Origin of the sequence: Gluconobacter japonicus (assembly GCF_015244665.1) — a bacterium.
Taxonomy (GTDB): domain Bacteria; phylum Pseudomonadota; class Alphaproteobacteria; order Acetobacterales; family Acetobacteraceae; genus Gluconobacter; species Gluconobacter japonicus.
In genome coordinates, this window is sequence record NZ_JABCQN010000005.1 from 76,571 (window position 1) to 91,668 (window position 15,098).

Annotated in this window: 14 protein-coding genes; 10 read left to right on the top strand and 4 right to left on the bottom strand. The window is 57.0% G+C overall.

Annotation, left to right across the window (positions count from 1 at the left end; all coding sequences use genetic code 11):
- The gene (gene fghA / locus HKD32_RS11060; RefSeq protein ID WP_061931782.1) at positions 1–861 is read left to right on the top strand and encodes an S-formylglutathione hydrolase; all 861 of its coding nucleotides are present in this window, start codon (positions 1–3) and stop codon (positions 859–861) included.
- Positions 858–1,637, top strand: coding sequence for a ribonuclease T2 family protein (locus HKD32_RS11065; RefSeq protein WP_061931783.1), 780 nt, complete (start codon positions 858–860; stop codon positions 1,635–1,637). The genes fghA and HKD32_RS11065 overlap by 4 nt, the downstream gene beginning before the upstream one ends.
- Here the strand turns inward: HKD32_RS11065 and hisI are convergent.
- Together hisI and ygfZ are read right to left on the bottom strand one after the other, a co-directional pair.
- Positions 1,625–2,035, bottom strand: coding sequence for a phosphoribosyl-AMP cyclohydrolase (gene hisI / locus HKD32_RS11070; RefSeq protein WP_023945453.1), 411 nt, complete (start codon positions 2,033–2,035; stop codon positions 1,625–1,627). The genes HKD32_RS11065 and hisI overlap by 13 nt on opposite strands.
- The gene (gene ygfZ / locus HKD32_RS11075) at positions 2,032–2,841 is read right to left on the bottom strand and encodes a CAF17-like 4Fe-4S cluster assembly/insertion protein YgfZ (RefSeq protein WP_061931785.1); all 810 of its coding nucleotides are present in this window, start codon (positions 2,839–2,841) and stop codon (positions 2,032–2,034) included. The genes hisI and ygfZ overlap by 4 nt, the downstream gene beginning before the upstream one ends.
- A 278-nt stretch (positions 2,842–3,119) precedes the next feature.
- Here ygfZ and HKD32_RS11080 point away from each other — a divergent pair, with 278 nt between their 5' ends.
- Genes HKD32_RS11080 through HKD32_RS11100 form a run of 5 tightly spaced genes read left to right on the top strand, consistent with a single transcriptional unit; the run spans position 3,120 to position 8,754 of the window.
- Positions 3,120–5,438 (top strand): cache domain-containing protein, encoded by a 2,319-nt coding sequence (locus HKD32_RS11080; RefSeq protein ID WP_061931787.1) that lies wholly within the window; start codon positions 3,120–3,122, stop codon positions 5,436–5,438.
- On the top strand, positions 5,435–6,250 hold the full coding sequence (locus tag HKD32_RS11085) for an MlaE family ABC transporter permease (protein ID WP_061931789.1): 816 nt from the start codon (positions 5,435–5,437) through the stop codon (positions 6,248–6,250). The genes HKD32_RS11080 and HKD32_RS11085 overlap by 4 nt, the downstream gene beginning before the upstream one ends.
- Before the next feature lies 1 nt (position 6,251).
- On the top strand, positions 6,252–6,980 hold the full coding sequence (locus HKD32_RS11090) for a P-loop NTPase family protein (protein ID WP_061931791.1): 729 nt from the start codon (positions 6,252–6,254) through the stop codon (positions 6,978–6,980).
- On the top strand, positions 6,980–7,933 hold the full coding sequence (locus HKD32_RS11095) for an MlaD family protein (RefSeq protein WP_062025002.1): 954 nt from the start codon (positions 6,980–6,982) through the stop codon (positions 7,931–7,933). The genes HKD32_RS11090 and HKD32_RS11095 overlap by 1 nt, the downstream gene beginning before the upstream one ends.
- Positions 7,930–8,754 carry a hypothetical protein gene (locus HKD32_RS11100; protein ID WP_194257995.1) on the top strand — a complete coding sequence of 275 codons (825 nt, stop codon included), beginning with the start codon at positions 7,930–7,932 and terminating at the stop codon, positions 8,752–8,754. The genes HKD32_RS11095 and HKD32_RS11100 overlap by 4 nt, the downstream gene beginning before the upstream one ends.
- Positions 8,755–8,783: 29 nt before the next feature.
- On the opposite strand, the gene HKD32_RS11105 is transcribed toward HKD32_RS11100, so the two are convergent.
- Both HKD32_RS11105 and bioB read right to left on the bottom strand, forming a co-directional pair.
- Positions 8,784–10,088: an Hsp70 family protein gene (locus HKD32_RS11105; protein WP_010502495.1), complete on the bottom strand. Its 1,305-nt coding sequence runs from the start codon at positions 10,086–10,088 to the stop codon at positions 8,784–8,786.
- A gap of 114 nt (positions 10,089–10,202) precedes the next feature.
- On the bottom strand, positions 10,203–11,228 hold the full coding sequence (bioB, locus tag HKD32_RS11110; RefSeq protein ID WP_061929423.1) for a biotin synthase BioB: 1,026 nt from the start codon (positions 11,226–11,228) through the stop codon (positions 10,203–10,205).
- Positions 11,229–11,344: 116 nt separating this feature from the next.
- Here bioB and HKD32_RS11115 point away from each other — a divergent pair, with 116 nt between their 5' ends.
- From HKD32_RS11115 to HKD32_RS11125, 3 genes are all read left to right on the top strand, one after another.
- Complete coding sequence (locus HKD32_RS11115; RefSeq protein ID WP_062015936.1) at positions 11,345–12,166, top strand: acyl-ACP desaturase; 822 nt, start codon at positions 11,345–11,347, stop codon at positions 12,164–12,166.
- 94 nt (positions 12,167–12,260) lie between these two features.
- Positions 12,261–12,893, top strand: a complete 633-nt coding sequence (locus tag HKD32_RS11120; RefSeq protein WP_194257996.1) for a Dabb family protein — start codon at positions 12,261–12,263, stop codon at positions 12,891–12,893.
- A gap of 14 nt (positions 12,894–12,907) precedes the next feature.
- The gene (locus tag HKD32_RS11125; protein WP_194258015.1) at positions 12,908–15,067 is read left to right on the top strand and encodes a M13-type metalloendopeptidase; all 2,160 of its coding nucleotides are present in this window, start codon (positions 12,908–12,910) and stop codon (positions 15,065–15,067) included.
- Positions 15,068–15,098 lie beyond the last annotated feature (31 nt).

The window sequence follows — 15,098 nt, forward strand, 5'->3', positions numbered from 1 at the left end:
ATGTCGTCTCAAAACCCAGCAGTAGAAACGGTAGGGCAGCATGCCTGTTGTGGCGGCTCCCTGCGTGTTCTGAAACATCAGTCAGAAGTTCTGGACGTTCCGGCTACGTTCTCGATCTTCCTACCCAAGGAGGCTTTGGCCGGCCAAAAGGTGCCGGTTCTTCACGTTCTGGCTGGTCTGACAGCCAATCATGAAACTTTCCTCATCAAATCCAACGCCATTCGTTTTGCCGCAGATCATGGCATTGCTCTGGTGGCGCCGGATACGTCCCCACGTGACACGGGTACCTCAGGCGAAGACGACGCGTATGATCTTGGGTCAGGAGCAGGATTCTATGTGGATGCGACGGCTGAACCCTGGAGCCGGCATTATCGCATGGAGAGCTATATCCGGCATGAACTGCCAGCCCTGACGGAAACGCTGTTTTCGCTGGATGGGCAACGCAGAGGGATTATGGGTCATTCCATGGGCGGGATGGGCGCGCTCAATCAGGCGCTGCAATATCCAGAGTTTTGGAAAACCGTCTCAGCCTTTGCGCCCATCTGTCATCCGAGCATCATTCCATGGGGCCAGAAGGCGTTTGATGCCTATTTTGGCGGGGATCCGTCGAAATGGCGTCAATGTGATCCAACCCTGTTGCTCAGGAACGGTCACAAGCACCCGTCCACGATTCTCGTGGATCAGGGATTGCAGGACCAGTACCTCTCCGACCTGCGGGCTGATGCTCTCGTTGAAGCGGCCAAGGAAAGCGGGCAGGCGCTCGAAATGCGCCATCACGACGTTTACGATCACTCCTACTGGTTCATCCAGACCTTCATCGCCGATCATCTGATCCATCACGCCAAAGGACTGAAGGCATGAAGCGGCTTGTTGTCGCTGCCCTCCTTGCTCTTGGAGGATGCGTTTCTTCACAGGCGCCTGTAGGCCCATCCCTGACACCCGTCACGCATACGGATTTTAGTCACGACACGCTGGCCCTGACCTGGCAGCCAGGATTCTGCGCAGGTGGCGGGGGGTGTATGGCTAGTCAGCCGCATAGTCATCTGATTGGTTTGCATGGCCTCTGGGCGTCCGAGCCGCATGCGCTTGAGGCGCAGAACGTCCCAGTTCAGCAGTGGTGGATGAAGGGTTGTGACATCTACGATCACGATGACACGCCGCCAAAGCTTCAGCCTGCCACGGAAAACGCACTGGCCAGTGTCGTTCCTCATCTGAAGCATCCGTTGCATGTGCATGAATACACTAAGCATGCCCGCTGCTTTGGCTACGATGCAGATCAGTTCTTCATTACATCCATGCAGTTGCGGGATCGTTTTGCGTCATCCGCTTATGGGCAGTGGCTAGCGCAGCATAGCGGTTTTCAGGTGAAGAAAGACGACCTGCTGGCGATGTTCGTACAACTGACCGGTGTGCGGGAAGAGCGGGCGCTCCAGTTTCAGTGCGAACCCGATCATGATGGGAAAATCGTTCTGACGCAGCTCTGGTTTACACTTGATCCGCAGAAACTCTCGATTTTTCCGACCAATGGGTCTTATCGGTCATCTCCGCAGGTGCAGGATAACTGCCCGGCAACGTTCATGATGCCGGGCTGGCCGCTCCCTGGAGCACAGGCGGCCGTAACGGATCAGCGTCCGTAAAGTTCTTCGGCGCTGATTTCGGGCTGCGAGGTATCACGCAGCCCGTCCGGGGTGACCCCATGATAGAAGCAGCTTCGACGGCCTGTATGGCAGGCCACGCCCGTCTGATCCACGATCATCAGAACCGCATCCATGTCACAATCCAGTCGGGCTTCCAGAAGATGCTGCTGCTGGCCTGACGTCTCACCCTTCCGCCACAGGGATTTGCGGCTGCGAGACCAATAGCAGACGCGGCCGGTCAGCAGCGTTTCCCGCAGGGCATCTGCGTTCATCCATGCAAGCATCAAGATAACGCCCTTCGTGTCCTGCGCGATGGCGGAAATCAGGCCATTCGCATCGAACTTTGTCTGGCTGATAATATCATCAACGACGGCGGGGGCAGGCGGGGTGTAGGTCACGAACGCATCTCCAGAGGGAACCAGTCAGGCCACACAACGGAGACCGGTTTGCCTTCAAAAGCAAGTTCCGGAGACGACCATGCTTCACGGCGCAGCATGGCCAAGGCGCGCGAGCCCTGACGGGAGCGTAGTTCTCCGACCTCCTTATCGCCCATAACGAGCGTCCCGCCTGCTTCAGGAAAAGCCCCATCCTGGATCTGAACGGGCAGGAGGCGACGGCGTAAAAGCCCACGATAATGCGTCCGGGCCGTCAATTCCTGACCCATGTAGCAACCCTTTTTCCACGATACACCGTGCAGAAGATCCATATTGGCCTCAAGAGCCAGCGTCTTTTCGCTCTCAAAGTCGACAGCTTCCGAGAGGCCTTTTTCAAGCCGTTTTTTTAACCAGATGCCTCCATGTCCTGCCTCTGTCGGGGTTTGCTGTACCACGGCCCGCCACCCTGCACCGTCACAGCGTGGATCGTTCGCTGCACAAATGGCATCTACCGGAGCCGGACTGTTCTGTCCGACGATGACCTGAAAATCCGTTGCTTCGATTTTAACGTCAGCGCGCAGGCGGAAGCGGGACAGCTTTTTAACCAGCATGTCGGCGTGATCCGCCGGGCAATCCATCAGAATGCTGTCTGGCGTGCTGAACAGGAAAAACTCGCTCAGCCACCGCCCCTGCGGCGTCAAAAGTGCACTCCAAAGAGCCGTGTCAGATGTCAGAAGCTGGACGTCATTCGTGATCAATCCTTGCAGGAAGGAAAGGCGATCAGCCCCTGTGAAGGCCAGAACGGAACGGTAGGACAGCAGATCAAGCATGGAGAAGCACCGGAGTTCTTGAAGGGTGACACGCTCGGGGAAGGCCTTGAGTGGCACATGGGACGCAGTGAAACTGGACCTGTATGATACGGATTATAGTCTTTCTGTACAGGGTCAGGAATTGACGAAATTTTATTGCCGAAAAGTAAAAATTTTATGGTCTCATGCGTTTGTCACCCGTTAGGCGGGTTGCGATCCATCATGGAGCAAGAGATATTGGCATGTTACTGAATGTTGGGAATAACATCAGAGTATCCATCATCCCGGAGTAAAAGCCCTTGTCAGCCGCTGAGATTGTTGACCCTACGCGGAGTCCTGCCAGTAGCCGGCAGAAGGTCCTGCAGTTTCTCGGTCCAATTATTGGCGTTCTGCTTGTTATTGCGGCAATTATTACCATCAGCCTTCATAATTACCGGACAACCCGTCAGGGAGCGATTTCCCTGTCCAGCGATCTGCTGCGAAGCCAGCAGAAATATGTGACGGAAGAAGTCAGGAATTATCTTTCTCCTGCTTCAGACAGTGCTGCCATCGCGCAGGATATGTTCCGTGAGCCACTTACGGACGCTTCTCCAGATGCCTTCATGCTCTATGGACGTTCCATGCTGGCGCACATGCCGCAGGTCGACAGTTTCTATCTGGCCAGTGATCAGAAGCAGTTCTGGATGGTTACCCGGCACGGCAAGGATTACGAGCAGACTCATTTTCAGATCGAGAATGGCCATGGTGTCTATCGTCACACTTACGTTGACCAGAGCGGCAAACCAATCGGGACGGGATTTGATCCGGCGGAAGGATATGATGTTACGGTCCGGCCATGGTTCCGGGGAGCCATCAAGCGGATCGGGCGTGGAGAAGGGGCCCTCTACTGGACGGATCCCTACGCCTATCTGGCTGCTCGGGAGTTTACCATTACTGCCTCCATGGCTTTTCAGACGAGCGACGGTCATCAGGCTGTTTTTGCAACCAACATTGCCCTCAATCGACTGACCTCTTTTCTGAGTAACCTTCAGGTCGGGCGAAGCGGCAAGGCTGTCATCGTCGATATGCATGGTCAGATCATCGCCGGTCAGACAGCGGGTGATGACGGTACGCAGCCGGCTTTTGACCCGGCCAACATGCATCTGGACCCCAAGACGCAGCCAGTTTTCATCCGCGCCCTGAATACCTTCAAAGTGAAAGGCCCCGGTCCGGGCCTCGTGGCGGCGCGAGGAAAAAATTACGTCACCATTGCGACAGCTTTGCCGTTCGTGCATCGCCGATGGGTATTGTTGCTGAATGCTCCCGAAAACGATTTCTCAGACTTTGCGATTACAGCGCGTCGGCAGAATATGTGGTTTTCAGCGCTGGTCGTCGGGCTTGCATCATTGCTGGCTTTGGGGCTGATCATTCAGGGGCGGCGCATCGAACGCCTTCGCAAGCGCATTGAAATCGGTCGTGAGCAGATGCGCGCGGAAAATGCTTCGCTTTACGAGATTGCCAGTACGCCGGATCTGTTCGAAGCGTCTCACGATGTCCCGATCCTGACGGAAGCCCTGGCGGCCCGCACAAATTCGCGTCGTGCCAGCCTGTGGCGACTGCTCCCCGATGGAGAGCGGCTGCTCTGTGAGGATGCTTTTGATCCTGTCAGGGATGTTCACAGTACGGGCATCGAGATTACGAAGCGTGAAAATGCCCTGCTGTTTGAAGCCTTGTTTGAAGGACATTCCCTGTCCATTGACGACGCGCGACAGGATGAGCGCAGCCAGAATTTCCAGCGCATCATCATGAGGTCCGTTGAAGCCACATCGCTGGTGTTTCATCCCGTCATGCGTGGTCATCAGGCTGTGGGTGCCATCGTGCTGGAAAATCCCTCCAGAGCGGATGCGATGGAACATATCGTAGCGATTGTTTCGTCGGTTGTGGCTTTGCGCTTTTCGCAGGCTCTGGATCAGAGCGATCATCAGACCGATGCCCGCCCAGGCGTAACCCATCAACTGAAAGACACGCGTTACGACGAAGGATTTCTTCTGCCGCCAGCATCCGGTGTTCAGGATGAAGCCGTGCCCAGCGGGATTTATCCGCAGGTGCCTGTCATGGTCATTTCATTTGCAGACCCTTATGCCATGGATCGTCATAGCGCCGAGCGAGCGATGAAAGTGGTGTCGTCGCTCAGTGAGGATATCCAGCGCATCTCACGGGAGACGGGGCTTTTTTCCGTACAGGTTGTCAGCAACCGTCTCGTGCTGGTGGGCGGTTGCTCACAAGAGCCGGACCTGAACGCCGTATTGCGTCTTGCAGATGCGGCAGTCTCTATCCGTGAGGCGTGTCTGTCGCTTCTGGCGTCGGTGGATATTGATCCGGTCTTCCGCGTGGGCATTGACGTCGGGCCTGTAATGGCGGCCATGCTGGGCCGTGATCCTGCCGTTTTCAATCTGTGGGGTGAAGCCATCAATGTTGCCGAGTTGCTGGCTGCGAGTGCACCGGATGCGGGAACAATTCAGGTTTCCGAGCAGGCTTATCTCCAGCTTCGGGAGCATTTTCTTTTTCGCGCACGCGGGATGTTTTATCTGCCCAATAGCGGCGTAACGCGTAGCTTCATTCTGGCGGGGCGGCGATGAGAAGTCGCTTCGAGCGTATTTCCCGAATTCAGAATGCACTTGCTTCTCTGGGACGGGTTACGCGTGCCCAGATGCGCTTTACGCTTATGGTCATCGGGGCTGCGTGGGGAGTGTTGCGGCTTGGGCTGTCGCCGACATCCTGGCGTAGAACCGTGCGAATAGAGTTCTGGCATTCGCTCCAGCAGGCGACCGGCGGCGGATTGCTGAGTGTTCTGGTCACTGCGGCCCTGACCGGGTTCGGGATTGTGGCTCAGGCGGTTTACTGGCTGGGCTTTGCTGGTATGGCGCAGATGACCGGCTCCATTCTCTCAACCGTCATGGTCCGTGAAATTGCGCCGGTTCTTGTGGGTGTCATCCTGCTGGGTCGGTCCGGGATGCTGATGCTGACGGAACTGGGAACACTCACAACGGGTGGTCAGATGCGGGTACTGACAGGGATGGGTATTGACCCGTTCGTGGCCTTTCTGCTGCCCCGAAGTCTTGCCATGACCATCAGTGGCTTTACGCTGGGGATTATCTTCAGTCTGACAGCCCTGTTGGTGGGATATGCTGTCTGCCGGGTGGAAGACGTTATTACCATGCCGGTTTGGGCTTTTCTGGATCAGGTCGTGAGCAGTATGCACCCGGTGGACTATTTTGCTATTCCGGCAAAGTTCATTTTCAGTGGGTTTACTGTCGGTGTGTGTTCCTGCCTGTCCGGCATGGACGCTACAACGGAAGATGATCTTGCCTCTCTTTTGCCGCGCGGTTTTGCACGCGGCATTCTGTCCATCATGACGATCAACGTCGTTCTAAGCGTCTGGCTGGATTGAGATGGCAGACGAAAGCAAAGCACCCGTCACTGAACTGACCATTCTTGATCCGGTTCTCGAACTGGTGGACGCGCGTCCTCGCTTCGACGGGAGTGGACTGGCTTCCGTGCGCTACAATCTGCGCCTGAATCCCGGAGACTGCGCCCTGATCGAATGCCGCGATATGCAGCAGGCCAGTCTGTTCGCAGATATGTGCGTTGGCCTGGTGGATCTGGAGGACGGACTGGCCCGGTGCATGGGTCTGGAATGGTCTGATCTGGATGAACGCCGGGCCGCTGCCCTTCGTGGACGTATCGGCCGGATGGTAGCCAATGGTGGCTGGATCGACCTGTATGGCACGCACATGAACATTCTCTGGCCGCAGTTGTATCATACCCGTGTGCCCGAAGAGCACCTGATGCAGCGGGCGGTTCAGCTCGGTATGCAGTTTGGTCTGCCCGGACTGCCTGTTGTCTCGCCGGGGAAGTTATCTCCACTGGATCGCTGCCGTGCGGATTGTGTGCGGGCCTTCCTGGGGGAGCCGTCCCTGCTGTTGCTTGAGAACCCGATGGGGGACGCCAATCCCCCCCTTCTGAACGCTTTTCTGTCGGCTCTGACCGATGCGCGGGATCGTGGCTGTGCGGTTGTCTGGCTCGCACCGGATGACACCAGTTGGCGGGCCTATGAAACGGATGCGAGCATACGCCTGCGTCTTTACGATGATGGACTGTTTTCGATGCGAGGGTCTTGATGTTTCGCGTACGCCGCCCCGACACTGCCCGCCCGCTTTTCCAGAACCGCTATGCGGATGAGTGGGTTGGGCTGCTTGTTCTTGCGACCATCATTCTTTTTGCTGTTGCCGTTGCGGAAGCTGGTTTCCTCAAGCAGTGGCTGACGCCGGAAAAAAAGATCCATTTCGTTTTGCCAGAAACAGGCGTTGCTGGCCTCGCGATTGGCGATGATATCGAAATTATGGGCGTTCATGCCGGTGAAATCCGTCATCTGGACCTGAACAGCACAGGGCGCATGTACGCAGAAGGCTATATCGAACCGCAGTTTGTACCCTTCATCAAGCAGGACAGTTCCGCCGTCATCCGGCACCGTTTTGTTGTCGCTGGTGCAAGCTATATCGAGTTGGGGCGAGGGAGAGGGGAAGACATGGACTGGGGCTATGCCGTTCTGAACGCGACGGTAGAAGCCAATCCGGCGGACGTCATCACCCAGACTGTCACAGACGTTCGGAACAAGCTGGTCCCTGCCATGGACAGCGTTCAGGCCATCACCAAACAGGTCAACGACATGCTGACGGATATGCGGGCAGGTAAGGGCACTGTCGGCGGTCTTTTGTCTAAGGATGACACGCTTCAGCGCGCCAATCAGGCGTTGGAAAATCTGAACGAGGTCATTGCGCGTCTTCAGCCGATCGAGAAGCAGCTTGGGGGGGTCATGACCAAGGCTGATGGCACGATGGAAAACGCCCGGTCTGCGTCTGCAACACTGAAAAAGAGCATGCCGCAGGTTCAGGAAACGATCGCCCATACTAATGCAGCTACGGCCCAGATCCCGGCGTTGATTTCACAGGCGGAAGCGAGTGCAAACAGTCTGCGCAAGCTGACAGATCAGTTGCGGAGCCTGTGGCTCCTCGGAGGAAGTGCACAGAAAACACCGTCTCATCGTCTGCCAGCAGAGGCCGTTCGACCATGAAGCGCATGATGGTTCTGTGTTTGTTGATGGCCGGATGTTCCTCAGTCAGCAAAGGCCCTGATCCGGATCAGGGTTATGAAAATGCGATGGAAACCGGTCGGAGCGCTTTCGAGCTTGGTCATCCAGACCAGTCCGAAATTCAGTATCGGACCGCCATGGATCGTGCCCTGATCCGGGATGATGCTGCTCAGATTCATGATGCGGGGTTCAATCTCGCCACTGCGTTACTGGAGGAAAACAGGCCCGCGGACGCTTTGACGGCTTTGGATCGGACGGAAAAAGCCTTGAAACTCCGTCAGTATAGCCAGGCCAGTGACCTGGAGCTTGTCAGAAGTGCAGCCCTGTACCGGCAACATGATCTGACGGGATCGGAGGCCTCTGCTCTGGTCGCGCTTCAATCACCGGATGTGCAGGTCCGCAACCGGGCGGCTTATCTGGCTGGTCTGGGCGCGGCCGATCAGAAAGACGCAATACAGTTGGCCCGGATGGAAGCATTGTTGGCGCCTTCGAAAGAGACTGCCGCGATGTTGGATCATCAGGATCTGGCGGCGCGTCTGGCCCTCCTCAATCATGAGCCTGCACTCGCATTGGATCAGGCCATGTCCCTCACGCAGAAAAGACGGGATGCGCAGGATTATGAGGGGATGCGGCGCGCCCTTCTCGTGGCCGCTCAGGCCGCCGAGGCACAGGGAGACATGAGCACTGCCGCAGCCTTGCGCCAGCAGGAGCTATCTAGCCGCAGTGTGCAGGAAACCGGGCATGTGGAGAAAGCGTCCATCACAGTCTCCACCACAAGTGTCCGCGCTGCCACTGCTCGCTGATCGTGGCTGAGGCAGCAGTTTTGTAGCCTTTAGGCTGTGGCGCTTGCTTCTACTTCAATGAGCGCAAGACCTTCGGCAACGGACACGAACTCCGAGCCTCCGTCGACGCGGTGTGCCCCGAAGCGGTCGATGAACAGTTGACGCACGGCAGGCACGAACGACGTTCCACCCGTTAAGAAGACGCGGTCGATGCCGGCTGTTCCCAATCCAGTTCGCTCAAGTGCGTCATCGATAGCGGCGGCCAGCTTATCCAGATCCGGGCTGATCCAGCTTTCGAAATCGGCACGTGTGATTGTCTGCTCGATTTTAAGATCTTTGTGTGCAAAGCGCAGAACGGTGCTGTCCTGCCGGGAAAGTTCGGTCTTGGCCTGACCGATGGCTCGATAGAGGTTCTGCCCTTCCTGATCCTCGATCAGACGCAGCAGATTACGGAGCTTCTGCGGGTCGGATGCTGTCTTTGCGACATCTTCAATGCTGCGGAGGGTCTGTGGCGTGCGCATCAGGGACAGGCGGTGCCAGCGGCCCAGGCTCGCATACCATTCGATCGGAACGGGAAGGGGCTGCCCACCCATGACGCGGTAGGTCGTGTCCCGTCCAAGAGCCGGGGCGATGACATTGTCTATGATGCGGAAGTCGAACTGGTCTCCCGCAATGCCAACGCCTGAATGCCCAAGCGTGACTGTGCGGGGAGAACCGTGTGGGTCGAAGCGCATGACGGAGAAGTCACTGGTCCCGCCACCAAAGTCTCCCACCAGAACAGTCGCGGGGGCATCGAGACGCTGCATGAAGCGCCATCCCGCACCTTCCGGTTCAAGGACAACATTGGGTTCGGCAAAGCCGGCTTCGACAAAGCTTTCCTTGAGACGTTTTACGCCCAGTTCGTCGTCTGCAAGTTCACCGGCAAAACGCACGGGGCGACCAATCGTGGCGCTGACCTGATCCGGGCTGATTCCTGCCTTGTCCAGAAGGGAGCGAAGAAACCGGGCAATCAGGTTCTGAAGCGTCATGGTGGTGGAAAAGACGCGGGTTTCGCGGAAGGAGCCCTGAGCGAGATAGGTCTTCATGGACATGATGAGGCGGCTTTCCGCCGGATCGTCCAGATAGGCTTCGATCGCATCGAGCCCGATGGCGTCCTGAAGAACGCGTTTTTTTCCATCCTGATCGAGCCAGAGGCAGAGCAGGGTCCGACAGGTTTCGGAAGACGGGCTGTCGATGAAGTTGAAGACGGCAGGCTGCGTCGTGCCGTGCTCATCTGCAATGACCACAACGCTGTTTGTCGTGCCGAAGTCGATGCCGACGCGAATTTTTGGCGCTGTGGAAGAATGCGTCGTCATGCTGGCTGGTCCCGTCCCAAATTCGCGAAGGGCGAGGGTTTAGAAAAGAACGGCAGCCGCGCCAAGAGAAAAAAGCCTGAAGTGCCTCAGATTGAGGTGCTTCAGGCTCATCTGTCAGGACAGTGCGGCTTCGCAGGCAGCAACCTCTGGAACGGCAGGGCGCAGCGTGCCCATTTCCGCTTCGGATTGCACCATTGGCGTCATGCCCAGAGCCGACAGAAGCTGACGGTCCCGGTGTTCTGCGGGGTTCGGCGTCGTCAGAAGCTTTTCACCGCAGAAGATGGAGTTCGCACCAGCCAGGAAGCACAGGGCATGGGCTTCATCCGTCATATTCTCACGGCCAGCAGCAAGACGGACATGGCTTTGCGGCATCATGATTCTGGCCGTGGCAATCATACGCACGAAGGTGATCGGATCGACGGCTTCGGCGTCCCCTAGAGGTGTACCTTCGACGCGCACCAGCAGATTGATCGGCACGCTTTCCGGATGCTTCGGCAGATTGGCCAGTGTCATCAACAGGCCAGCGCGGTCAGACAGGTCTTCGCCCATACCGACAATACCGCCACAGCAGACATTGATGCCCGCATCTCGCACATTGGACAGCGTATCGAGACGCTCCTGGTAGGTACGGGTCGAGATAATGGAGCCGTAGAACTCTTCGGACGTATCGAGATTGTGGTTGTAATAATCCAGCCCGGCATCCTTGAGGCGCTGGGATTGCGTGGAATCCAGCATCCCGAGCGTGACGCAGGTTTCGAGGCCGAGGGATTTGACGCCTTCGATCATCTCGCAAACAGAATCGAGATCATGGTCCTTCGGGGAGCGCCATGCTGCGCCCATGCAGAATCGGCCGGCACCCGCTGCCTTGGCGGCACGAGCTTCTTTCATGACCTTGTCGAGCGCCATCAGGCGTTCGGCCTTCACGCTTTTTTCGTGGCGTGCGCTCTGCGGACAGTAGGCACAGTCTTCCGGGCAGCCACCCGTCTTGATCGAAAGAAGCGTGGAAATCTGCACTTTTGTGGGGTCGAAATAACGACGGTGCAGTTCCTGGGCGCGGAACATCAGGTCCGGGAAGGGGAGGTTAATCAGTGCTTCAACCTCAGCGCGCGTCCAGTCGTGGCGGACGTCTGGCTGTGTCATTTTCTGAGCCGTCACGGGGCTTTCTCCAACGTTGTTGCGTCACACCTACCCAAAATGGCCCCGGCGTGTCATCTCATCGTCATGATTATGAGCCGGAAAACGGACGAGGCAAAGCAATGAAACACTGGCGTATCGAGCAGATGGACTGGGATTCCTTTGATCCATCCCGCGTGGACCCGGATATCATTCCTCTGGTGAAGTCTGCTTCAGTCGTGGAAAAGAACGGTCTGGACTACGCGGAATATCTGCGTCGGGTCTTTGTAGGCGATCCTGATTTCAGTGCTGCCGCGGCCAACTGGGCGGTGGAAGAAGTGCAGCATGGTGATGCGCTGGGTCGCTGGGCGATGCTGGCGGACCCAAGCTGGGACTATGAAGAAGCCTTTGACCGCTACAGGGCAAGTTACAAGATTGATGCAGACGTTGATGCGTCCATCCGTGGGTCCCGCACGGGCGAACTGATCGCGCGCTGCATGGTCGAGACGGGGACGTCCTCGTTCTATACGGCTCTGGCGGATGCGACGGACGAACCACTTCTGAAAGCCATCTGCAAACAGATCGCCGCCGACGAATACCGGCACTTCAAGCTATTTTACGATCATATGCATCGTTACCTGAAGCGCGAAAAGCTGAGCGTCTGGGCGCGAACCCGTATTGCGCTTGGCCGTGTGACGGAGAGCGAGGATGATGAACTCGCCTCTGCTTACCATACGACCAATGAAGGGGAGGACGTTCCCTACGATCACAAACGCTGCATCGCAGCCTATATGTCCAAGGCAATGGGGTTTTATCAGCAGAAGCATATCGATCGTGTGACGGCCATGATCTTCAAGACGATCGGCTTTACGCCCCACTCAAAGCTTCAGAAACTTGCGGCCAATGGCGTTTATCGCCTGATCCAGTGGCGCAAGCGGGCATTCCAAAAGCAGATCGCGGCCTGACAGACAGAGTGCCTTACTGAAATTCACAAGACGGCAAATGCGTTTTCATGGCATGAAGAAGCGCATTTTCTGTCTTGAATACTGGAGCTTGAGAATGGACGTCCGTTTACTTCTGTCCCGCCGCTTCATCTGGGGGGCCGCAGCCCTGATGTCCGTGGTCGGACTGTCTCAGGGGTTCGCCGCAAAAGCGGACCCATACTCCCTCCCGATTGCAACGTCCGGCCCGATCAAGACTGACGCGCCTGCAGGGGCAACAGTGGCGAGCCAGCAACTGGCACGTCAGGTCGGATACGCCCAGTTTACAGCTGCGGACTGGCATGTTGGCACGGTGCGTCACATGGTCATGTTCAAGTACAAGAAGGACGCGACACCCGCCCAGCGCGCCGAAGTAGCAGCCCGCTTCCTGCATCTGGCGCAGGACAGCCGCCGCCCGGATGGACGTCCTGTTGTCGTGAGCCTGGAGACAGGGTTTCAGAACAGCGGCGAAGGCGTTGAAGGCGGTCTACAGCAGGCTTTCCTTGTGACGTTTCGTTCTGAAGGAGATCGCAATTACTATGTGGGCAAGCCTGTTGTGACGGACCCGGCCTTTTTTGATCCAGCACATGAAGCGTTCAAGGAGTTTGCAGGCCCGTATCTCGATAAGGTTATGGTTTTTGACTATGATGTGCTGGCTGTGTCGACACCGGCAGAAAAGGCCCGGAAGGCCTCCCGCAAAAGCGGAAAGTAACAAAAAGTCTCGATCTGTATGGACGGCTTTTTGACGACGTGATCTTTTATGCCTCATGCTACGGCAATCGCCAGAACATGAGGCATAATGTGAAGACTACAGTTTCTGTTAAACGTCGCCTGACGCAGGGCGCGAGCTTACTTGCGCTGGCCATGGGTCTGACATCTGTCAGCGCGCAGGCTGCCGGTTACAATTCAGGCTGGGGCTTCGATGAAGCCGGCATGAACCGAAGCGTGAAGCCAGGCGACAACTTCTTCGAATATGCCAACGGCACCTATCTCAAGAACCTGAAAATCCCAGGGGATATGAGCAGCTACGGCCCGTTCCGTATTCTCTATGAGCTGTCTATGGAGCGTCAGAAGGCGATCCTGAGCGAAGCCCAGAAGCACGTCTCGGCAGAACCGTCTGACGATATGGGCAAGATTGGTACGTTCTATGCCAGCTTCCTGGATCAGAAGGCTGTAGACGCGCTTGGTGCCAAGCCGCTGGCGGCCGATCTGGAAAAGATCCGTAAGGTCAGTGACGCCAAGAGTCTTGCAGAAGCCTTTGGATCGTCCCTGAAGTCCATGGCGTTCTCGACGTTCCAGATTGGCGTTGAGCAGGACCAGAAAGATCCCGAACACTACATGCTGATGCTCGATCAGGGCATGAGCATTGGTGTCAGTGGCGGTCTTGGTCTGCCGGATATCAGCTACTACACAGACCCCAAACTGGCCGATAAGAAGAAGGCCTATCAGGCGTATATCGCCAAGATGCTGACGCTTGAAGGCTGGCCTAACGCTGCGAAGAATGCGCAGGCTGTGGTGGATCTGGAGACGGCTCTTGCGAAGGTCGAAGTCCCTCGTGATCAGACCCGTGATCCGCTGAAGATCTACAACCCGATGCCAGTGTCCCAGCTTCAGAAGATTGCACCGGACTTCGACTGGACGGCGTTCCTGACCACAGCGGGTCTGCCGGCTGAAGGGCTGGCGGATCGCAAGGTTGACGTGCGCGAGCCAGAAGGCATTGCGGCCATGGCCCGCGTTCTGAAGGCCACAGATTACGGCACTCTTCAGGCCTGGCTTGCCTTCCATCTGGCGGACAACGCGGCGACTTACCTGTCGCACGACTTCTCGGACGCCTCATTTGATTTCAACAGTAAGACGCTCTCGGGTGTTGCGCAGCAGTCCCCTCGCTGGAAGCGTGCAACCCGTGTGACGAATGGTGCCATGGGCTGGGCGATCGGTAAGATCTATGTGGCTCGGTACTTCCCGCCGTCCGCGCAGGCCCAGATCACGTCTCTGGTGCAGGAAGTGAAATCTTCCTTCCATGATCGCCTTGAGCACAACACATGGATGGACGAGCCGACCCGCAAGGCTGCTCTTAACAAGCTGGATCATTTCGCCATTCAGGTCGGTTATCCGAAGAAGTGGTGGGACTATAGCAACCTCGTCGTGCGCAAGGGCGATGTGTACGGCAATGCCGTGCGTGGTGCGGCGTTTAACTGGCAGCATGAGCTGAACAAGCTCGACAAGCCGGTAGATCGTGACGAATGGGGCATGACGCCGCAGACGGTGAACGCCTACAACGACCCGACGATGAACGAAATCGTCTTCCCGGCAGCCATTCTTCAGCCGCCGTTCTTCGATCCGAAGGGCGATATGGCTGTGAACTACGGTGCCATCGGCGGCGTGATTGGTCACGAGATGAGCCATGGCTTTGACGATCAGGGTCGTCATTACGATGAGCATGGTCGTTTGAACGACTGGTGGAGCAAGGCGTCTTCGGATGCGTTCCAGAAGCTCGCAGATCGTCTGGGTGCACAGTATGACGCACAGGAGCCTCTGCCAGGCACGCATGTGAACGGCAAGATGACGATGGGCGAGAATATCGCGGATTCTGGTGGTCTGAATCTTGGTCTGCAGGCGTATCATGACTCCCTGCATGGCAAGCCGGAAACCAAGGTCCACGGTCTGACGGGCGATCAGCGCGTCTTCCTGGGCTGGGCGCAGGTCTGGCGTGAGAAGGATCGTCCGGATGCGCTGCGTCAGCAGATGCTGTCCAACGAGCATGCTCCAGCGGTAACGCGCGTGAACATGCCAGCGCATAACATCGACGCCTGGTATGATGCATTCGGCGTGAAAGAGGGCGACAAGCTCTATCTGGCTCCGGATCAGCGCGTAAAGATCTGGTAAGGGTCGTGACAAAACGAAGCGTGAGGCCTAT